Source organism: Chelativorans salis, assembly GCF_025336525.1.
Lineage (GTDB): Bacteria > Pseudomonadota > Alphaproteobacteria > Rhizobiales > Rhizobiaceae > Chelativorans > Chelativorans salis.
Window position 1 is genome coordinate 64,361 of record NZ_JAOCZP010000006.1, and the last position, 20,660, is coordinate 85,020.

At 64.3% G+C, this 20,660-nt stretch carries 18 protein-coding genes and 1 pseudogene; 10 read left to right on the top strand and 9 right to left on the bottom strand.

The annotated features are described in order from the left end of the window. Positions 1 to 31 precede the first annotated feature (31 nt). The 3 genes from N5A92_RS18690 to N5A92_RS18700 all read right to left on the bottom strand — a co-directional run bounded on the left by N5A92_RS18690 (position 32) and on the right by N5A92_RS18700 (position 5,432). On the bottom strand, positions 32 to 3,220 hold the full coding sequence (locus N5A92_RS18690) for an efflux RND transporter permease subunit (RefSeq protein WP_260905394.1): 3,189 nt from the start codon (positions 3,218 to 3,220) through the stop codon (positions 32 to 34). A 131-nt stretch (positions 3,221 to 3,351) separates the two neighbouring features. Then, positions 3,352 to 4,572 (bottom strand): efflux RND transporter periplasmic adaptor subunit, encoded by a 1,221-nt coding sequence (locus tag N5A92_RS18695; RefSeq protein WP_260905395.1) that lies wholly within the window; start codon positions 4,570 to 4,572, stop codon positions 3,352 to 3,354. 50 nt (positions 4,573 to 4,622) lie between these two features. After that, the gene (locus N5A92_RS18700) at positions 4,623 to 5,432 is read right to left on the bottom strand and encodes an alpha/beta hydrolase (protein ID WP_425248612.1); all 810 of its coding nucleotides are present in this window, start codon (positions 5,430 to 5,432) and stop codon (positions 4,623 to 4,625) included. 243 nt (positions 5,433 to 5,675) lie between these two features. Between N5A92_RS18700 and N5A92_RS18705 the strand changes: the two genes are divergently transcribed. Next, positions 5,676 to 6,665 carry a LysR family transcriptional regulator gene (locus N5A92_RS18705; protein WP_260905397.1) on the top strand — a complete coding sequence of 330 codons (990 nt, stop codon included), beginning with the start codon at positions 5,676 to 5,678 and terminating at the stop codon, positions 6,663 to 6,665. Between the two features lie 83 nt (positions 6,666 to 6,748). Here the strand turns inward: N5A92_RS18705 and N5A92_RS18710 are convergent, their stop codons facing one another. Continuing rightward, positions 6,749 to 7,465, bottom strand: a complete 717-nt coding sequence (locus tag N5A92_RS18710; protein WP_260905398.1) for an aspartate/glutamate racemase family protein — start codon at positions 7,463 to 7,465, stop codon at positions 6,749 to 6,751. 110 nt (positions 7,466 to 7,575) lie between these two features. On the opposite strand from N5A92_RS18710, the gene N5A92_RS18715 reads away from it, so the two are divergent. The 6 genes from N5A92_RS18715 to N5A92_RS18740 all read left to right on the top strand — a co-directional run bounded on the left by N5A92_RS18715 (position 7,576) and on the right by N5A92_RS18740 (position 14,450). Beyond that, the gene (locus N5A92_RS18715) at positions 7,576 to 9,279 is read left to right on the top strand and encodes a thiamine pyrophosphate-binding protein (protein WP_260905399.1); all 1,704 of its coding nucleotides are present in this window, start codon (positions 7,576 to 7,578) and stop codon (positions 9,277 to 9,279) included. After that, a complete protein-coding gene (locus tag N5A92_RS18720) occupies positions 9,279 to 10,541 on the top strand; it encodes an NAD(P)/FAD-dependent oxidoreductase (protein ID WP_260905400.1) in 1,263 nt (420 codons plus the stop codon). The genes N5A92_RS18715 and N5A92_RS18720 overlap by 1 nt, the downstream gene beginning before the upstream one ends. Positions 10,542 to 10,602: 61 nt before the next feature. Further along, positions 10,603 to 11,577: a TRAP transporter substrate-binding protein gene (locus N5A92_RS18725; RefSeq protein WP_260905401.1), complete on the top strand. Its 975-nt coding sequence runs from the start codon at positions 10,603 to 10,605 to the stop codon at positions 11,575 to 11,577. A 56-nt stretch (positions 11,578 to 11,633) separates the two neighbouring features. Beyond that, positions 11,634 to 12,167, top strand: a complete 534-nt coding sequence (locus N5A92_RS18730; protein ID WP_260905402.1) for a TRAP transporter small permease — start codon at positions 11,634 to 11,636, stop codon at positions 12,165 to 12,167. Between the two features lie 2 nt (positions 12,168 to 12,169). Beyond that, positions 12,170 to 13,483 (top strand): TRAP transporter large permease, encoded by a 1,314-nt coding sequence (locus tag N5A92_RS18735; RefSeq protein WP_260905403.1) that lies wholly within the window; start codon positions 12,170 to 12,172, stop codon positions 13,481 to 13,483. Between the two features lie 10 nt (positions 13,484 to 13,493). After that, positions 13,494 to 14,450 carry a hypothetical protein gene (locus N5A92_RS18740; RefSeq protein ID WP_260905404.1) on the top strand — a complete coding sequence of 319 codons (957 nt, stop codon included), beginning with the start codon at positions 13,494 to 13,496 and terminating at the stop codon, positions 14,448 to 14,450. 32 nt (positions 14,451 to 14,482) lie between these two features. On the opposite strand, the gene N5A92_RS18745 is transcribed toward N5A92_RS18740, so the two are convergent. Then, positions 14,483 to 14,689, bottom strand: coding sequence for a hypothetical protein (locus tag N5A92_RS18745; RefSeq protein WP_260905405.1), 207 nt, complete (start codon positions 14,687 to 14,689; stop codon positions 14,483 to 14,485). Positions 14,690 to 14,947: 258 nt separating this feature from the next. Between N5A92_RS18745 and N5A92_RS18750 the strand changes: the two genes are divergently transcribed. Continuing rightward, positions 14,948 to 16,000 carry a type III polyketide synthase gene (locus tag N5A92_RS18750; RefSeq protein ID WP_260905406.1) on the top strand — a complete coding sequence of 351 codons (1,053 nt, stop codon included), beginning with the start codon at positions 14,948 to 14,950 and terminating at the stop codon, positions 15,998 to 16,000. Beyond that, complete coding sequence (locus N5A92_RS18755) at positions 15,997 to 16,533, top strand: isoprenylcysteine carboxyl methyltransferase family protein (RefSeq protein ID WP_260905407.1); 537 nt, start codon at positions 15,997 to 15,999, stop codon at positions 16,531 to 16,533. The genes N5A92_RS18750 and N5A92_RS18755 overlap by 4 nt, the downstream gene beginning before the upstream one ends. An 80-nt stretch (positions 16,534 to 16,613) precedes the next feature. Here N5A92_RS18755 and N5A92_RS18760 read toward each other — a convergent pair whose 3' ends face one another. The 4 genes and pseudogenes from N5A92_RS18760 to N5A92_RS18775 form a co-directional block, all read right to left on the bottom strand. Continuing rightward, the gene (locus N5A92_RS18760; RefSeq protein ID WP_260905409.1) at positions 16,614 to 17,969 is read right to left on the bottom strand and encodes an aspartate aminotransferase family protein; all 1,356 of its coding nucleotides are present in this window, start codon (positions 17,967 to 17,969) and stop codon (positions 16,614 to 16,616) included. A gap of 173 nt (positions 17,970 to 18,142) precedes the next feature. Next, positions 18,143 to 18,316: pseudogene (locus N5A92_RS18765) on the bottom strand (SDR family NAD(P)-dependent oxidoreductase); the annotation flags it as partial. Next, a complete protein-coding gene (locus tag N5A92_RS18770) occupies positions 18,291 to 18,446 on the bottom strand; it encodes a hypothetical protein (protein ID WP_425248608.1) in 156 nt (51 codons plus the stop codon). The gene N5A92_RS18770 and the pseudogene N5A92_RS18765, both read right to left, overlap by 26 nt. A gap of 146 nt (positions 18,447 to 18,592) precedes the next feature. Beyond that, complete coding sequence (locus N5A92_RS18775; RefSeq protein WP_260905410.1) at positions 18,593 to 19,444, bottom strand: sugar phosphate isomerase/epimerase family protein; 852 nt, start codon at positions 19,442 to 19,444, stop codon at positions 18,593 to 18,595. A gap of 322 nt (positions 19,445 to 19,766) precedes the next feature. On the opposite strand from N5A92_RS18775, the gene N5A92_RS18780 reads away from it, so the two are divergent. Then, complete coding sequence (locus tag N5A92_RS18780; RefSeq protein ID WP_260905412.1) at positions 19,767 to 20,654, top strand: sugar phosphate isomerase/epimerase family protein; 888 nt, start codon at positions 19,767 to 19,769, stop codon at positions 20,652 to 20,654. The last annotated feature ends 6 nt before the right edge of the window (positions 20,655 to 20,660 follow it).

The window sequence follows — 20,660 nt, forward strand, 5'->3', positions numbered from 1 at the left end:
ACGCACGCTCCATGCCTGGCCGCCACCCCGCTCATTCACCCGCGCTGACGGCGGGAGCGGGGATCGTCGCCTCCCCCGTTTGCTTCAGCGGCCGATTGCCGGCGAGGCGACGCAGTGCCACGTAGAAGACCGGTGTCAGAAAGATGCCGAAGGCCGTCACGCCGATCATGCCGGCAAACACCGCAATCCCCATCGCCGCGCGCATCTCCGCGCCCGCGCCGGAGGAAAGCACCAGCGGCACCACGCCCATGATGAAGGCCATCGACGTCATCAGGATCGGGCGCAGCCGGAGCCTGCTGGCCTCGATTGCCGCTTCCTTCGGCGTCATGCCGGCGAATTCGAGCTCACGCGCGAATTCGACCATCAGGATGGCGTTCTTGGCCGACAATCCGACGAGAACGATAAGCCCGATCTGCGTGAAGATGTTGTTGTCACCCTCACTCAGCCAAACTCCGGTAAGCGCTGCCAATATACCCATCGGCACGATCATGATGATCGCCAGCGGCAGTGTCAGGCTTTCATAGAGCGCCGCCAGCACCAGGAACACCAGAAGCAGCGCCAGCGGGAAGATCACGATTCCCGAATTTCCGGCTAAGATCTGCTGGTAGGTCAGTTCCGTCCATTCAAAGCTGATCCCCGGTGGCAAGGTCTCCGCGGCAATCCGCTCCACCGCCGCCTGCGCTTCGCCCGACGAATAGCCGGGCGCCGGCCCACCGCTTATATCCGCCGACAGGAAGCCGTTATAGCGCATCGCACGCTCCGGTCCGGCACTGGGCTCCACGTCAAGCAGTGCCGACAGCGGGATCATCTCGCCGGATTGCGACCTGACCTCCAGCCGGCCGATATCGTCCGCCCGCCCGCGAAAAGGCGCATCCGCCTGAACGCGCACGGAATAGGTCCTGCCGAACTGATTGAAGTCATTGACATAGAGCGAGCCGAGATAGATCTGCAGCGTGTCGAAGACATCGGTCACCGCCACGCCGAGCTGGTGCGCCTTGGTCCGGTCGAGATCGGCATAGAGCTGCGGAACGTTGACCTGGTAGCTGGAAAACAACCCCGCCAGCTCCGGCGCGGCGTAGGCCTTAGCAAGAAACGCCTTGGTCGCTTCGTCGAGCGCTTGGTAGCCGAGGCCGTTGCGGTCCTCGATCTGCAGCTTGAAGCCACCGATCGTGCCGAGCCCCTGGACCGGAGGCGGCGGGAACATGGCGATGAAGGCCTCCTGAATGCCCGCATACTGCGCATTGAGCTGCTGGGCGATCGCCCCGCCGGAAAGCTCCGGCGCCTGGCGTTCCTCGAACGGCTTCAGGGTCAGGAAGACAATGCCGGCGTTGGAGCTGTTGGTGAAACCGTTGATCGACAGGCCGGGGAAGGCCACGGCACTTTCGACACCCGGCTGCTCCAGGGCGATGTCGCCCATGCGCCGGATGACCTCATCGGTGCGGTCGAGTGTTGCACCGTCCGGCAATTGCGCGAACCCGACAAGATATTGTTTGTCCTGCGCAGGCACGAAACCGCCGGGCACCACGTTGAACATGCCGAAGGTCGCGCCGACGAGCACGAGATAGAGCCCCATGATCACCGTCTTGCGCGACAGGATGCGTCCAACGCCACCGCTATAATACTGAGAACCATGGCCGAAGGCATAGTTGAAGCCGCGGAAGAACCAGCCGAACACCTTATCGATGACACGGGTAAGCCAATCCTTCGGCGCATCGTGGCCGCGTAAGAGCAGAGCCGCCAGCGCCGGCGACAGGGTGAGCGAATTGAATGCGGAAATCACGGTGGATATCGCAATCGTCACGGCGAACTGGCGATAGAATTGCCCGCTGAGCCCGGAGATGAAGGCAAGCGGCACGAACACGGCAACCAGCACCAGCGAAATCGCAATGATCGGGCCCGAGACCTCCCGCATGGCCCGGTACGTCGCCTCGCGCGGCGCCAGGCCCTCTTCGATGTTGCGCTCGACATTCTCCACCACGACGATGGCGTCGTCGACGACAATGCCGATGGCGAGCACAAGACCGAAGAGCGTGAGGGCGTTGATGGAAAAGCCCAGCATGTAAAGCACCGCGAACGTGCCGATGATCGAAACCGGGACGGCGACCAGCGGAATAATTGAGGCACGCCAAGTCTGCAGGAACACGATGACGACGAGCACGACCAGAGCGATCGCCTCGAGCAGCGTGTGCACCACCGCATCGATCGAGGCGCGGACAAACTGCGTCGTGTCATAGACGATCCGGTATTCGACCCCCTCCGGCATGACCTGCTGGAGCTCGCTCATCACCGCCTCGATATTGTCGGAAATCTCGATCGCGTTGGAATTTGGCGCCTGGAATATTCCGATCGCAACGGCCGGCTTGTTGTCGAGCAGCGAGCGCAGCGCATACTCCGCCGCTCCGAGCTCCACACGGGCGACATCGCGCAAGCGCGTGATCTCGCCGTTGTCGCCGGCCTTCACGATGATGTTGCCGAACTCCTCCGCGCTCTGCAGTCGTCCTTGCGCGTTGATGGAAAGCTGCAGATCGAGGCCGGGGACACTCGGCGATGCGCCGACGACACCGGCGGCGGCCTGGATGTTCTGCCCGCGGATCGCCTGGACCACGTCGCTCGCCGAAAGATTGCGCTCCGCCACCTTCTGCGGGTCGAGCCAGACGCGCATGGAATAATCGCCCGAGCCGAAGACCTGCACATCGCCGACGCCGTTGATACGCGCGAGCCGGTCCTTGACCTTGAGCACTGCGTAATTGCGCAGATAGGTGATGTCGTAGCGGTCGTTCGGCGATAGAAGGTGCACGACCATCGTCAGGTCGGGCGAACTTTTGACAGTGGTGACGCCAAGGCGGCGCACTTCCTCGGGCAGGCGCGGTGCGGCCTGCGCGACCCGGTTCTGCACGAGTTGCTGTGCCTTATCCGGATCGGTGCCGAGCTTGAAGGTGACCGTCAGCGTCATCAGGCCATCCGTCGTGCCCTGGCTCGACATGTAAAGCATGTCCTCGACACCGTTGATGGCTTCCTCGATCGGTGTTGCCACCGTCTCGGCGATGACCTTCGGATTGGCGCCTGGATACTGTGCGCGGACAACGATCGACGGCGGAACAACTTCGGGATACTCCGAAATCGGTAAGGCACGTAGGCCAAGCAGGCCGGCGACCAGGATCAAGACCGACAGCACACCCGCGAAGACCGGCCGGTCGACGAAAAATCTTGAAATATTCATGTCACATCCGCCCCTTCCGGCAGTGCGTTGGCATCGGTGGATAGTTCGCGGCGAATGGCGTGCATCGTCGCGAAGGGATTTTCGGTAATGTTCGGTGTCGGGAACGGAGAAACCTCCGCTCCCGGCTACGACTAGAGTCTAGATCCGTCAGCTTCGGCCATCGCCCGCTCGGCCGGCGCTGCATCCGCTACCTGAGGCTCTACGAGGGCGCCAGGCCGGACCCTTTGCAGACCGTTGACGACGATACGCTCTCCCGGCTCAAGGCCGCTTTCGACGATACGCAGACCTTCAGTCGAGGGGCCCAGCGTCACCGGGCGATAGGCAAGGGTGTTTTCCGCATCGACGACAAGGACGAACTTCTTGTCCTGATCGGTCCCGACTGCCCGCTCGCTGATCATGAGTTGCCGCTCCGGCTTGGGCTGGCCCACGCGCACGCGCACGAACTGGCCAGGGATAAGGCGACCGTCGGCATTGTCGATAACCGCCCGGGCACGCACCGTCCCGCTCGCCGTGTCCACTTCGTTGTCGATGAGCTGAAGGTGCCCCTGGATCGGCGTGCCGTCTTCATCTGCCGTGCTGATCCGCACGGGGATCTGTTCCACGGCCGGCGCACCCGCCTCCGTCGTCGGTAGCTGCGACAGGGCACGCGTCACGAACCGCTCATCGATGTCGAAGCTCGCATAAATCGGATCGACCGAAACCAGCCTTGCCAGAACCGGCGAGCCGGCACCTGCCGCGACCAGATTGCCGGCCGTGATCTCGAGTTGGCCGACGCGGCCCGAGATCGGGGCGCGAATCTCCGTATAGCCGAGATCGAGGCGGGCGGACTGCAGCGCCGCCTTGGCCGAACGAAGGCTGGCTTCCGCCTCATGGTGAGCGCTCAGGCGTTGGTCGAGATCGCTTTGCGAGACGGTACGGGAGGCGGCAAGCCGGCGTCCACGCTCAAGTTCGAGCTTGCTCAGTTCCACACGCGCCTCGGCGGCGGCGACAATGGCCTCCGCCTGTGCGACCGCCGCTTCAAAGGGTGCGGGATCGATGGCGATGAGCAGATCGCCCTTCTCCACCAGCGCCCCTTCGCGGAAATGCACCGACTGGATGGCGCCGGCGACGCGGGAGCGAACCTCCACGCGATCGACTGCTTCCAGGCGGCCGGAAAATTCCCGCCAAACCGTGACCTCGCGCGGTTCGACCACGGCAACGGATACGGGTATGGCCTGCTGGGCAGGCGCGGCGGCAGTTGTGTCGGCCGGGGCCCCGTCGAGTGACTTCGGCAACAAGATGGTGCCTGCGATCGACGCGACAACAACCAGGCCGGCTCCCCAGAGGAGCCCGCGGGTGATAGTTCTTTTCATGAATCGTCTCCTTGCGGCGCTAGGGCCGGATCAGGTCAAAACAGTCCGTGTCAGTGGGAAAACGCTCCGGTTTCATGGAAGAACGCGGCGAAATGGCCGCAAACGGTCTCCCCCCAGTCCGGCTGCACGCCCACGCTATTGCCGTAGGCGCCCGGCCATCCGGTCCGAACAGTCAAAACGTGCTCACGCACGGCGACGCCCGCCTCCCTCAGGCGCGTCGCATATTTCAGGCTCTCGTCGTGCATCGGGTCGTCCTCGGCTGTCAGCACGAGTGCCGGAGCGACCCCGGCAAGCCGCATGCAATAGGCGGGTGCGGCGTAGGGGTGGCAGGCCTTGGCGGCAAATCCGAGATAGCGGTTCCAGCCATCCGCCCACCTGCAGCCGCTTGCGCCCGCTTCCGCCTTGCGGAACGAGCCTGTCGCCATGCACGGGTCGAGCATCGGCGAGAGCAGGATCTGCCCCTGTAGCCCTCCCATGTGCTGGTCGCGGGCCATGAGTGCGACGCCGGCCGCAAGATTGCCTCCGGCCTCTTCCCCGGCCACGAACAGAGAGGATTGCCTGTGCGCCAGGCTCGCGCGCCGGCTGCACAACGACCTCATGATGTCGAACGAGAGCTGAAGCGCCGCCGGGAAGGGATGCTCGTTTGCACTGGAATAGTCGGCCGAAACCACGACAGCCCCCGCCTTGGCAAGCAGCGTGGAAACCAATTGCCCGGTTGCCAGCGAACCGTTGAGAAAGGCGCCTCCATGCAGGTGCAGCACGAGAGGGGGCGATTTCGTGAGGACATTGTCGCGGTAGATGCGCACCGGAACCGATCCGGCGGCAGCATCAAACCTCTCCTCTGTCCACTCCGTTCCCATGGCTTCCAGCATCTTCCCGTATGAGCAACCGTCCCGGCTGCGAGAAATTCCGTTGGCGTATCGCACAACTCTCCTGACAACACCTCGTCAGGAGACGCGCGATAACGTCGCCGCGCCCCTGACGGCCGGGTCGTCCAGTGTCGATTTGGAAGATGGTATTGTTCTCCTCTTGGAAAAAGTCTGCTATTTATGACTTCACTATTTCTACATATGAATAATCAACGTAGCACCAGGAGACAGGGGATGGACCAGCTTGCTGCGATGCGCGCCTACGTTCGCGTCGTGGAAACAGGCAATTTCACGCGCGCCTCGGACTCCCTCGATATGCCGAAGGCGACCGTGACCAAGCTGATACAGGGACTGGAAGCGCACCTTCGGACGAAACTTCTGAACAGGACGACCCGCCGCGTTCTGGTGACCCCCGATGGAGCGCTCTACTACGAAAGGGCGCTCAGGCTCCTGGCGGATATCGAGGAGCTGGACAGCAGCATGGCCTCCTCCTCCTCCCTCCCTCAGGGCAGGTTGCGGGTCGACATGTCGGGAGCGCTGGCGAGCCTGATTCTCATCCCCGCAATGTGCGATTTTCATGCCCGCTATCCGGATATCGGGATCGATCTTGGCGTTTCGGATCGACAGATCGACATCCTCGCTGAGAATGTTGATTGCGCAATCCGGGTCGGAGAGCTTTCCGAACCGTCGCTGATCGCCAGACGCATCTCGGAGATGAGCCTGGTGACCTGTGCCGCCGCTACGTACGTGGCAAGATACGGCGAACCCCGGCATCCGCGCGATCTGGAGCAGGGCCACCATGTGGTGGGCTATTTCCGCGCCGAGAACGGCCGCCAGCTGCCCTTCGTCTTCAACCGGGGGGATGAACAGCTCGAAGTGATTGGGCGCTCCGTCCTATCGGTCAACGATGCCATGACATACATGACAGCCGTAAGAGCTGGAATGGGTGTCGCACAGGCTCCCCGCTTCATGGTCGAGGACGCATTTCGCGACGGCACCCTGCAGCCGGTCCTCACCGAGTGGAACAGGGACGCGATGCCGATCTACGTGGTCTTCCCGCCGAACAGGCACCTCAGCAACAAGCTGAGGGTTTTCGTTGACTGGGTCGCCGCTCTTTTTGCGGATTCAGGAATCGATGGCCGGCGCTCCGGCTCGCAAGCAGTGTCGCGCTCGGCCGGGTTTCCCTCCCCTCCTGAGTTTGTCGAGGGGGTGGAGAGGGATTGAGGATGGGGATCCGGCGAAGCCGAACAAAGACTCCATCCACGGTAGCGGGAATAATCCCGTTTATGCTCCCACCGCACTCCCTTCTACGTGGGCCATCTCCCCGGCTGCAGTGCGCCGTGGAACCAATGGACGAAGCTCGCCATCGAGAACGCCGGCAGGCCTGTCGCCTCGCGGATGTCGGCGGCATAGGGGATCATGTTCGTGCATTCGAGCACGATGGCGCCAAGGTCGGGATTAGTCGCGGCCAGTTGCAAGGCTGCTTCGACATTGTCCTGCCGCGCAGCCTCGACATCCAGCTCGTTCTCGTCGCCGAGGATGACGCGGGTGAATTCACGTCCTCCTTCCGTTGTGCCGATCGGTGTGTCGGCAGGAGCGCCGGCTTTTTCCAGATGGAGGGGTGTCAGCGTCGATCCCGAAATGGTCAAGATGCCGGCGCGCTTGCCCTTGGGCAGGAGCCGGTTCACGAGCGCGACCTGCATCAGCGAGGACGTTGCCACCGGCACGCCCACCGCCTCGGCAAGCTCGTCCTGGAAGAGCGACAGGAACCCGCAATTGGTGGTAATGCCGTCGGCGCCATCGGCCACCAGCTCCCGCGCCGCATCAACGAAGACGCCGAGCAGGCCTTCCGCGTTCCGCCGCACCACGCGGTCGGGCGTGGCGCCGCGGACGACCTTGTAGAGGACAGGAAACGGCCAGGTGAGCGCATTGCCCATGTCGCCGGGTATGCGCGGAAAGCGCGCCTCGAGCATCAGGATGCCGACCGCGGCACCATAAACCGGCTTCCCGCCTTTTACACGCATGATTCGTTCCTGAGCGGCATGATCTGGAAGTCCCGTCTTGACGGCCCCTCCCATTCGCGCCTGTATACGGGCTTCCTGCCCGTGCGTCCAAGCCCTTCGAACGGTCATCGATGACTTCAACCACACCGCAAAATACGCTCACCGGCGCCGAAGCCATGGTGAGGATGCTCGATGCCTACGGTGTCAGGCACATATTCGGCCTGTGCGGAGACACCACACTGCCGCTCTACGACGCGCTCTTCCGGCTCGACCACGGCATCACTCACCTGTTGACCCGTGACGAGCGCCACGCAGCCTATATGGCCGACGCCTACGCCCGCGTGACCGGGCGGCCCGGCGTCTGCGAGGGCCCGTCCGGCGGCGGGGCGACCTACATCCTGCCCGGCGTGGTCGAGGCGAACGAAAGCTCGGTGCCTGTGCTGGCGATCAACAGCGACGTGTCGACCGCCTCGCGCGGCCGCTATCCGCTGACCGAGCTCGACCAGGTGGCGCTGTTCAGGCCGCTCACCAAGTGGAACGCCTCGCTGGACGACGCCGAGCGCCTGCCCGCCATGGTGCGCCGGGCCTTCCGGGAGATGACCACGGGGCGGCCAGGCGCGGTGCATCTGGCGCTGCCCTTCGACGTGCAGAAGGCCGAGGTGACGCCGGATGACATCTGGGCCGACCCGCGCCACCAGACCTTCCCGGCGATGCCCGCCGCCCCGGATCCGGGAGCCGTCGACGCGGCAGCCGCAGCACTCTCCTCCGCCAGGCGCGCGGTGGCCGTCTGCGGCGGCGGCGTGGTGCTGGCAAACGCGATGGAGCCGCTCTTAAAGCTCGCCCGGATGCTCGACCTGCCGGTCGCGACCACCGTCTCCGGCCAGGGCGCCATCGCCGAGACCGATCCGCGCGCCCTCGGCGTGGTCGGCTCCAACGGCGGCGTCCCCGCCACCCGCGTCGTGGTGGACGAGGCAGACCTTGTGCTCTTCATCGGCTGCCGTGCGGGTTCCGTCACCACGGAGCGGTGGCGCAGCCCCACGCCCGGCGCACGGATCGTCCATATCGATTCCGACCCCGCCGTCATCGGCGCCAACTACGCCATCGAAGCCGCTGTCGCCGCGGATGCGCGGCTGGCACTCGAGGCGATCGTCGCTGTGCTCGAAAGGCGCGGCGCGAAGGGCGCGAACGAAGGTGAGGCACGCGCCTCGGCGGCCTGGCAGGCGAAACGCGCCGCCTTCGCGCCGCTGGCCGCCTCCGACGAGACGCCGATCCGGCCGGAGCGCATCATCGCTACGCTGCAGCGCCTTCTCGATGCCGACGCCATCGTCTGCGCCGATCCCGGCACGCCGTGCCCCTATTTCTCGGCGCACTACCGCTGGCCCTCGGCCGGCCGTCACTTCATCACCAACCGCGCCCACGGCGCGCTCGGCTACGCCATGGGCGCGGCGATCGGAGCCCATGTCGGGCGGCCGGATGTCAAGACCGTCGCCGTGATGGGCGACGGCTCCTTCGGCATGAGTGTCGGCGAACTGGAGACGGTGGTGCGCTACCGCATGCCAATCACCTTCATCACCCTGTCGAACAGCGCTTATGGCTGGATCAAGGCCGGCCAGCGCTCGGGCTTCGGCGCCCGCTTCCACAATGTCGACTTCACGCGCACGGACCACGCGGCCGTCGCCGCCGCCTACGGCCTGAAGAGCTGGAAGGTCGAGGACCCGGCGAAGCTCGAAACGGTGCTGCACCAGGCGCTCGAAGCCGGCGGGCCGACGCTGGTCGACATTGTCACCCAGCCGCTCGACGAGGCCGCGGCCCCCGTCTCCGAATGGGTCGCCTGATGGCCGCAAACGGCGCACAAGACCGCCTCCCCGTCGCCGTCATCGGGGCCGGCATCGTCGGCGTTTCGACCGCCATCTGGTTGCAGCGCACCGGCCATGAAGTCATCCTCATCGACCGCGGCGAACCGGGCGAGGGGACGAGCTACGGCAATGGCGGCGTGCTCGCCTCCTGCTCGATCGTACCCGTCACCGTCCCCGGCCTCATGCGCAAGGCGCCGCGCATGCTCTTCGACCCGCGCCAGCCGCTCTTCCTGCGATGGTCGTACCTGCCAAGGCTGGCGCCGTGGCTGCAAGCCTATCTGAGGCACTGCACGCCGGAGCACGCCCGGCGCATCGCCGCCGCCCTCGCCCCGATCATCGGCGACAGCCATGCCGAGCATCAGGCGCTGAGCCAAGGCACCGGCGCGGAAAAATGGCTCGTGCCGTCCGACTATGTCTTCGTCTATCGCGACCGAGCGCATTTCAACGGAGATGCCCTCGGCTGGTCCATCCGCCGCGACCACGGCTTTCGCTGGGACGAGCTCGAAGGGCAGGCCTTTCGCGCCTACGATCCCGCCTTTGCCGATCACCTCGGCTTCGCCGCGCGGCTTCCCGATCATGGCCGCATTTCCGATCCGGGACGCTATGTGAAGGACCTCGCCGCCCATGTCGCGGTATCGGGCGGCAGGATCGTCAAGGGCGAAGTCGGCGATCTCGTGCGCGAGAATGGTCGCGTCACGGGCGTGCGCATCGGCGGGGAGACGCTCCCCTGTTCGGCGGCGGTGCTTGCCACCGGCGTCTGGTCGAAGCCGCTTTGCCGCAAGCTCGGCCTCGACGTGCCGCTCGAAAGCGAGCGCGGCTATCACCTGGAGCTTTGGGAGCCGAGCCTCATGCCGCGCTCGCCCGTCATGGTGGCCGCGGGCAAGTTCGTCATAACACCGATGGAAGGGCGGCTCAGGCTTGCCGGCATTGTCGAGTTCGGCGGACTGGAGGCGCCGGCTTCGCGCGCGCCTTTCGCTCTCCTGACCAAGAACATACAAGCCGCCATGCCCAGCCTTACATGGAAAGAAACCAGCGAATGGATGGGCCATCGCCCCGCGCCCACCGACTCCATACCGCTGATCGGCGAGGTGCCGGGCGCAAAAGGCGCCTTTCTCGGCTTCGGCCACCACCATGTGGGGCTCACCGGCGGTCCGAAGACCGGCCGCATCCTGGCGCAACTCATTTCCGGCACAGCACCGAATTTAGACCTTGCACCATACGCGCCTTCGCGTTTCCAATAGGGACAGAGACTTAGAACAGGAAACGACACGGCGATTTCCGCCAGAAAATGGGAGCACTACGATGAGGGGTAGTTCAGTTCTTTTCGCGTCGGTGGCCGCCGCCGCGATTGCCACAGGCGCGGCCCGGGCCGAAACATGGGACATGCCGCTTGCCTATCCGGCGACCAATTTCCACTCGGAGAATGCCGAGCAATTCGCCGAATGCGTGCGCGAGGGCACGGACGGCGAGATCGACATCGTGACGCACCCGAATGGCTCGCTGTTCAGCGGCGACGACATCAAGCGTGCGGTCCAAACGGGCCAGGCGCCGATCGGCGAGCGCCTGATCTCCGCGCACGCCAATGAAAACCCTTTGTTCGGCGTCGATTCCATCCCCTTCCTGGCCACCTCCTACGAAGAGTCCGACAAGCTCTGGGAGGCAGCGCGTGACAAGCTGGAGGCAGTGCTCGAAGACCAGAATCTTGTCTATGTCTATGCCGTGCCTTGGCCACCGCAGGGCTTCTACTTCAAGAAGGAGGTCAACTCCGTCGACGACATGCAGGGCATCAAGTTCCGCGCCTACAACGCCGCCACCGCTCGTATTGCCGAGCTTGCCGGAATGGCGCCGGTGCAGATCGAAGCGGCTGAGCTCAGCCAAGCGCTCGCCACAGGGGTGGTCGAGAGCTTCATCTCGTCCGGCTCCACGGGCGTGGATTCCAAGGTCTGGGAAAGCCTGACCCATTTCTATGACGTGCAGGCCTGGCTGCCGCGCAACGTCGTCTTCGTCAACAAGGATGCGTGGGACGGGCTGGACGAGGCGGCGCAGCAGGCCATCACCGAATGTGGCGACCAAATCGCCGCTGAGGGCACCAGCAAGTCCGAGGAGCTTTCGGGCGGTTATCTGGAGACCCTTGCCGAGAACGGCATGACCGTTTCTCCGCCGAGCGATCAGCTCAGGGAGGAACTCGCAGCCTTCGGCAAGACGATGACCGACGAGTGGCTCGAGAGCGCCGGCGAGGACGGCAAGGCCATCATCGACGCCTATCGCGCCCAGTAATCCGCTTGAACAATGCGGCCCGGATCCTCCGGGCCGCTTCCCTTCTGGAGCCTGGAATGCCAACAGCCGCGCGCGCGATACGCCGCAGCCTCGACGCCGTCTATGACGGGGCGGGCGCACTTGCCGCACTCTGCCTGCTCGCCATCCTCATCGTGATCTCTGCACAGGTGGTGGCGCGCTGGACAGGTGTCCCCTTCCCCGGCTCCAGCCAGTATGCCGGCTATCTCATGGCCGCCGCGTCGTTCCTTGCCTTCGCCCATACCCTCAACCGGGGAGCCCATATCAGGGTCAACCTGTTTCTCACCGCGCTTGGCCAGCGGCGCTTCTGGGGTGAACTCTGGTGCCTCGTCATCGCCTCGGCCGCCTCGACCTATCTTGCCTGGTTTGCGGTCAGGGCCGTCTACTGGTCCTGGAGGCTCGGCGACGTCAGCCAGGGCCAGGATGCCACTCCGCTATGGATCGCTCAGACGCCAATGGCGGTTGGCGCCGTCATCCTCGCCGTCTGCTTCATCGACAATCTGGTGACATTGCTTCTGGCCGGCCGCGACAACATCCGCCCCGACCTCAGCCAACAGAGCCGGGCGGAGTAATCATGGACCAGATCTACGCCATCGGCCTCTTCCTCTTCGTCCTGTTTCTGCTGCTCGGCTCGGGCGTATGGATCGGGCTGGCGCTGCTCGGCGTCGCCTATGTCGGTATGGACATCTTCACCACGCGCCCCATCGGCGATGCCATGATGACGGTGATGTGGCGCTCGGCTTCCTCATGGTCGCTGACGGCCTTGCCGATGTTCATCTGGATGGGAGAGATCCTCTACCGCACGCGGCTTTCCGAAGACATGTTCAGGGGCCTCTCGCCCTGGATGGCGCGGCTCCCCGGCGGGCTGATGCACACCAACATCGCCGGCTGCACCGTCTTTGCCGCCGTCTCGGGCTCCTCTGCCGCCACGCTCACCACCGTCGGCAAGATGACGATCCCGGAGCTGCGCAAGCGGAACTATCCCGAGCGCATGGTGATCGGCACGCTCGCCGGCTCAGCGACACTCGGGCTGATGATCCCGCCCTCTCTCACCCTCATCGTCTACGGCGTCAGCATCAACGAATCGATCACCAAGCTCTTCATCGCCGGCATCCTGCCCGGCCTCATCCTGGCGGCGATGTTCATGGTCTACGTCGTGGGCGCCTCGCAGCTCTCGAAAAGCTACCAGCCCATCGCCGAGCCCGCCATGACCTTTGCGGAGAAGGTCCGGCAGTCACGATTCCTCATTCCGGTCTTCATTCTGATCCTGCTCGTCATCGGCTCCATGTATATGGGCGTGGCGACGGCGACGGAGGCCGCCGCCATCGGCGTCATCGGCTCGCTTCTCCTTGCCGCCTGGCAGGGCTCGCTTTCGGCCAGCACGTTCTTCGAGACCCTGATGGGGGCGGCGCGCACCTCGGCCATGATCGCCCTCATCCTGTCGGGTGCCGCGTTCCTGTCGCTCGCTATGGGCTTCACCGGCCTGCCGCGCGGCCTGGCGGAGGTGATCGCGGCTATGGAGCTTTCCCGCTTCGAGCTCCTCATGGCGCTGATGGTCTTCTACGTCGTGCTCGGCTGCTTCCTCGACGGCATTTCCATCGTGGTGCTGACCATCGCCATCGTCGAGCCGATGATCCGCCAGACCGGCATCGACATCATCTGGTTCGGCATCTTCGTCGTGCTGGTGGTGGAGATGGCGCAGATCACGCCGCCCATCGGCTTCAACCTCTTCGTGCTGCAGGGGATGACCGGCCACGAGATGAATTTCATCGCCCGCGCCGCACTGCCGATGTTCATTATCATGGTGCTGATGGTGTTCCTTTTGATCGCCTTCCCGGAGCTGGCGACCTGGCTGCCCGCCAATATGCGGCCGGCAGCCGGCGGTTGATGGAATTGGCGTGACCGCAGCCCTCAACCTCCTTGGCCTTGCCGCCCGCTACGGCCGCCTGGTCCTCATCCTCGGCCTTGTCGCCGGCATCGCGCTTCCCGATCTCGCTCTCGCCTTGCGGCCGTGGATCGGATCGCTTATCGCAGCCCTTCTGTTCCTCGGAGCGCTCCGCGTCGGGCCACGCCAGGCGGTCGGCGCGCTAAGCGACCTGCGCAACTCCATCGGCTTCGCCCTCGTCTTCCAGGTGGCGCTTCCCGTCGCCGCTCTCCTCACCTTTCAGGCTGCAGGATGGGCGGGAGCGCTCGCCACCGCGCTTATCCTGATGATGGCGGCCTCGCCGATCTCCGGCAGTCCGAACCTCACCATGCTTACCGGAAACAATCCGGCTCCGGCCCTTCGCCAGCTCGTCGTTGGCACCGCACTTCTGCCGCTGACGGTCATCCCCGTCTTCTGGCTGTCGCCCGCGCTGGGCGGGGTGGGGGAGGTGCTTGCGGCCGCCGGTAGACTGCTCGCCATCATCGCGCTTTCGGCGGGTATTGCCTTCCTCATCCGCGCGTTCGCCCTCAAAAACCCCTCCCCCGCCGCGATGGCCGGCATAGACGGGCTTTCGGCGATCGTCATGGCAGTCGTCGTCGTCGGCCTGATGTCAGCCGTGGGCCCGGCGATCCGCAGTGCACCGCAAGCGCTGGGCATTGCCCTCCTCGCCGCCTTCGCCGGCAATTTCGGGCTCCAGATCCTGGTGGCCGCCGCGTGGCGCCGCGCAGGCAACCCCCACCTCGCCGCCCCCTTCGGCATCGTCGCCGGCAACCGCAACATCGCCCTGTTCCTGACCGCTCTCCCCGCGACCGTAACCGACCCCCTGCTCCTGTTCATCGGCTGCTACCAAATCCCCATGTATCTGACACCGATCCTGATGGGGTGGCTCTACGGAACCGAACGATCCCGTTCATCACGAAGCGCCGGCTAAACATTCCGTCCCGGGCCACAGAACCGTGGCAATCAATCCGCCTTGGTGGCTGATTGCGTATCGTGAATGTTGTCCGGCTCCATCCTACCAGTATGCAGGTGGTCGACGGCCTCGCGGGCTTCGCGGTCGCCCAGGCCAGACAGCGGCATGCCGTCCACGACGACGACTTCCCCGCTCACCGTATCGTAGATCTCCCACAAACCATCCCGGTTCTGGCGCCTATCGAAGTCGCTCAGCATTAGTGCTCCTTGCGCGGCCTCACCGCTTGCTCTCGTTCTTCTGCTCGTAATGGTAGACGCTGTCTTGCCTGTGTCCGGATGGAACGATGCCGCGCTGAGATGCCCGGCAGAACCACACCGACCAAACATCGTCGCCTTCCAACGGTTCCCTAGCTGGGCATCACTTGGGCCTGGAATCTCTCGATCTAAGGAACTGCAGGACTGCGAAAGGGTTGAAGGTTCAACTACCTTGCACCGATGACTGGGACTGCAAAGGTGATGACTGAAACTGCAAAGCTTTTGTCGCTCGCTACAGCGGTCCCTCCCTATGTTCTGCCGCAAGACGAAGTGGCTGAAAAAGCTTGTGGCGTCTTTGCGCACCGGCTGCCCGAGTTCGAGCGTTTGGCGCAGGTCTTTGAAACCGCCGGGATAGAACGGCGGTACGGTGTCCGCCCGATCGGCTGGTATCTTCAGCAAAGAGGCTGGCCCGAGAGAACAGCCGCATATACTGACGGTGCCGTCGACCTTTTCGTCGAGGCGGCCGGCGCCGCGCTCACTTCGGCCGGTCTGAAGGGCGAGGATATCGACGTCGTCGTCACGGTGTCCTCCACGGGTATCTCGACACCAAGTTTGGAAGCCCGCGTCGCCGAAACCATACGGTTCCGCCCCGATCTCAAACGCGTGCCGGTGTTCGGGCTGGGCTGCGCGGGCGGAGTGACAGGGCTTGCAATCGCCTCGCGCCTGGCGACATCGCTGCCCGGCAGCACAGTTCTGCTGGTGGTCGTTGAAATCTGCACGCTGGCGTTTCGGCTGGACAAGCTGACGAAGGCCAATCTGGTCGCCACGGCGCTTTTCGGGGACGGTGCTGCGGCATGTATCCTGAAGGCGGGCCACGAGGGTTTTGCCGAGGTGACTGGAACCGGCGAATACATGTGGCCCGACACACTCGATATCATGGGGTGGAAGGTCGATGTGGAGGGCTTCGGCGTCATCTTCGACCGCGCCATACCGCCCTTTGCCGAGGAGAACCTGGGGGCGGCGTTTGCCGCCATCCTCGAGACGGCCGGCATCGAACGGCAGCAGATCGACCGCATCCTGTGCCATCCCGGCGGGGCGAAAGTAATCGCCGCCGTCGAGCACGCTCTGGCGATGCCGGAAGGCACGCTCGACCACGAGCGCAGGATCTTGCGCGAGTTCGGCAACATGTCCGCGCCGACGGCACTTTTCGTGCTGGCGCGGGCACTGGAAGCTGGTCTGCCGCAGCATACTGCGCTGCTCGCGCTCGGCCCCGGCTTCACGGCAAGCTGCATATTTCTGGCAAAAGCGGCATGACTCCAGCAAGTCTCGTCCTTGGCTTCGTCACGCTGATGCGGCTCGTCGAGCTTTTGCTATCCCGCCGCAACACCGCACGATTGCTAGCCGCCGGCGCTCGTGAGCACGCTCCAGGCCACTATCCCCTTATTGTTCTACTCCATGCCTCGTGGCTTGCGGGCCTCTGGCTGCTCGCTTGGGACCGTGCGATCGACCCCTTGTGGCTCGGGCTCTTCGCCGTCCTGCAGGTCGTCAGGATTTGGGTGCTGGCAACGCTTGGGCGCAGGTGGACGACGCGCATTATCGTGCTGCCAGGCGCGCCGCTCGTCACAAGCGGACCGTACCGGTTCTTCTCCCACCCGAATTATCTGATCGTCGTCGGCGAGATAGCGGTTCTGCCGCTCGTATTTTCAATGCCGCTCTACGCGCTGGTTTTCTCGGTCGCGAACGCGGTCGTCCTTTCCGTGCGCATCAGGGCGGAAGATGCCGCACTCGCGTCACAACGGCCGGTGACGAAGCAGAATTCGTCTCATACCGCATCATCGGGACGTTGAGCTGTTGGAGGCGCGGCCGCGTCACCGCCTCGCATATCGACTCTGCATCATTCCCGCCCCTCAAGGAGCGGGAAAATAGGTTACTCCACCCCCTTCGCCACATCGCACAACGCGGCTTCCGCAATATCGAACATCTCGTCGATCTCCTTCTCGGAGATGACGAGCGGCGGACAGAAAGCAAGCGTGTCGCCGAGGTTGCGCAAGATCAGGCCTCGGTCCTGCATGGCCTGGTAGATGCGGCCGCCAAGCGCGCCGGGCGTGTCGGCGAGCGAAGGATGCGTGAACTCGACGGCGCCGATCAAGCCGATGCCGCGCGCCTCTATCGCCAGTGCATGCCCGCCCAGCGCCTGAAGCCTCGCCAGGAAGCGCGGGGCGATTTCCCGCACATGACCGAGCACATCGCGCTCCTCCATGATCTTCAGGTTCTCCAGCGCCACGGCAGCCGCTACCGGATGTCCGCTGCCGGTAAAACCGTGGCCCCAAGTGCCGATGGTGTGGGATTCGTCGGCGAGCGGCGCATAGACCTTCTCGTTAACGAGCAGCGCGGAGATCGGCAGGTAGGAGGACGAAAGCTGCTTCGACAGCGTCATGATGTCGGGCTCGAGGTGATAGGTGGTCGAGCCGAACAACTCGCCGGTCCGCCCGAAGCCGCAGATCACCTCGTCGGCCACGAAGAGAATACCGTATTTCTTCAGAACCGGCTGGATCGCCTCCCAATAGCCTTCCGGCGGCACGATGACGCCGCCCGCCCCCATCACCGGTTCGGCGAAGAAGGCGGCGATGGTCTCCGGCCCTTCCTCAACGATCAGCGCCTCCAGATCCCGGGCGCAGCGTTTTGCGAACTCCGCCTCGCTCTCGCCCTCTTTCTTCATAGTGCGGTAGTGCGGGCAGGTGGTGTGCAGGATGCCGGCAAGCGGCAGGTCGAAGGAGCGGTGGTTGTTGGGCAGTCCCGTGAGGCTGGCCGAAGCAAGCGTGACGCCGTGATAGCCCTTGACGCGCGAGATGATCTTCTTGCGTTGCGGCTCGCCCATCGCGTTGGCGCGATACCAGATCATCTTGATAGCGGTATCGTTGGCCTCGGAGCCGGAATTGGTGAAATAGGCCTTGGACATCGGCACCGGCGCCATGGCCACCAGCTTCTCGGCGAGTTCCACCGACGGCCCGTGCGATTTGTGAGCGAAGGTGTGGTAGTAGGGCAGCTTCTCCATCTGCCGCGCCGCAGCCTCCGCCAAACGCTTCTCGCCGAAGCCCAGCGCCACGCTCCAAAGCCCGGCCATGCCCTCGATATAGCGCTTGCCATTGTTGTCGTAGACATGGACGCCCTCGCCCCGCTCGATGACAAGCGGCCCCGTTTCCTCGTGCTTGCGCGCGTCGGTGTAGGAGTGGAGGTGGTAGGCGATGTCGCGCGCTTCGAGGGAATTGGGCAGGCGGCTCATGTCGGGCCTCTCCGTTTGTTGGCATCGGCCGTGGCACGCCGCCACGGCTCCTCACCATTCCTGACAAGCGAAAGGCTAGCGATCAATAGGCCACGGAGGCAGTGGACCATAGGCCGCGCCCCGGGCGCGCCATGCTATCCCCGCCCAACCAGCGGCATTTTGGTGGCCATGACCGCCAGGTTCAGCACATCGGCGCGCCGGCCCGAGACGACCACCGTGTAGCCCTCCGCGCCGAGCGCCTCGGCGATGCCGCGCCCGACGCCGGTACCGCCGCCCGTCACCAGGGCGATCCTGCCCGTTGCCGATTTTGCTTCTGCCAGGTCAGATCGCTCCGCGAAGTTCGTCATCAATATGGATCCGTATGATGTCGTCGAAACTGTTCTCCGACGCAAAACCCAGCCCCTCGGCGCGCCTCGCGTCGAAATTCGTCGGCCAGCCGGCAACGATCGCACGGATCGTTGGGTCGGGCTCGTGCATCTGAAGCGTTCCTCTCCACGTCGCGCCACTCCGAGGACGGCGGGGCGCAGTCTGTCATCAAACACAAAGCAGCGGTATGCAGCGATTCTCCGCGCGAGCGGAGGGCAGTCGGACGGCGAGGTCGAGTTGTGTTGGTAGCAACAGTGCTAGGCTGCCGCGGCCCAGCCGTCGCGGATGTGGCGGTAGCCCTCGCGATAGACCTCCTCGGGGCTTTCGGCGAAGTCGCGCCAGACCTTGGTAGCCGCAGCCAGGTCCTTGAGCCCGCGGCCGAAGGACTCGATGGTGAGCCACCCGTCATAACCGCTCCCGCGGATGGCGGCGAAGGTCTGCGCCCAGGGGATGTTGCCGCGGCCGGGCACACCGCGGTCGTTCTCCGAGATGTGGACGTGAACGATGTTTGCCGCATTGCGCGTGAAGGCGCCGATGGGATCGGCCTCCTCGATATTGGCATGGAAAGTGTCGTAGAGCGCCTTGATATTGGGATGGCCGATCTCCTCGATATGCGCCGAGAGCGCGTCCATGGTGTTGAGCAGATAGGATTCGAACCGGTTCAGCGCCTCGAGCCCGATGGTCACGCCGCGGCTTGCCGCATGGTCGCCGATCAACCGCTGCGCATCGACCGAGCGCCGGCGCTCGGCGGGGGTGGGGCCTTTGCCGGAGAAGTGGCCGAGGGTGGAGTGCAGCGGCCCCGAGAGCGTGGTCGCGCCGAGCGCCGCCGCGCAGTCGATCGCCCGCCGCATATAGGCAATGCCGGCCTTGCGCGTAGGCGCGTCGGCGGCGATGAGGTTCTGCCTCGGATCGCCAATGGCAGAGACCGCCGTGCGCTCCAGGCCGATATGGTCGAGCATGGCGCCCAGCTTGCGATATTTTGCCGGGTTTCCGGCCATGACAGGAACCTCGACGCCGTCGAACCCGGTCGCCTTGATGTCGCGCAGCAGCGCCTCGTGCCTTGCGGAGACGTTCGTCGTCCACAGATACATGCACATACCGATCTTCATGCGTTCCCTCCCGAACCCGCCTCTCCGGGCGGTTTCTTCTGGTAATACCAAAATGAACAATGGGTCAAGGATGCAACGGCTGTATCAATGGCAAGGGACAGGACCTGAAGGAACGCTGGAACATGCGAAAAAAGGAGAGAATTTGCCTCCTCAGCGCTCCCTTTCCTGCATCCTTGCTGCAACGAGAAAAGTGCGCTAGAGCTTCCCTTCATGCATATTTGGTCGAACCAGTTACTCAGAGACTGGACGGCTAGAGGAGGAAAAGGCGCGCCTGCCCTAAAGGTCTGCGCAGGCGCAAGGACCGGATTCGGGGAGGAACACCATGCATCTTTCGACGCACAACTGGATGCGCGCGGAGCCACTGGAAACGACGCTGCGGCGGATCAAGCAATTCGGCTACGAGAGCATCGAGATATCCGGCGAGCCGGCCCAGTATGACGTGAACGAGACCCGCGCGCTCCTCAAGGAGCATGGCATCCGCTGCTGGGGTGCGGTGACGCTGACGCTCGGCGAACGCAACCTGGCGGCCAAGGACGAAGGCCAGCGTGCCCGTTCCGTCGACTATATGAAGAGCGTCATCACTATGGTCTCGGAGCTTGACGGTGAAATCGTCACCCTGGTGCCGGCGACCGTCGGCAAGGTCGTGCCGGACGGGACCGAGGAGGAAGAGTGGAGATGGGTGGTGGATGCCACCAAGGAGTGCTTCGCCCATGCCCAGGCCAAGGGTGTGCGGGTGGCGATCGAGCCGCTCAACCGCTTCGAGACCTATCTCTTCAATCGCGCGGCGCAGGCGCTTGCCCTGGCAGAGGCAGTGCATCCCGACTGCGGCGTGTGCCTCGACGCCTTTCACCTCAATATCGAGGAGGAAGATATGTACGAGGCGATCCGGCTCGCCGGAAAACGCCTCTACGATTTCCACGTGGCGGATAACAACCGCTTCGCCTGCGGGCTAGGCATGCTCGACTGGGAAAAGATCATCGGCACTCTGAAGGAGATCGGCTATGACGGCGCGCTCACCAACGAGTTCGTAGCGCCCGTCGATCGCACACCGGCGGCGAAATATCCCAACATGGTGGAGCGCGACCCGGTCGACATCCCGCCCGAGCAGCTCAAGTTCATCCAGGATCACGGCTCCAGCCTTCTGACGGAGGAGTTTTATTCCGACCAGATGCGGATCACGGCCGAAACGATCCTGCCGCTCATCAGATAAGCGGCC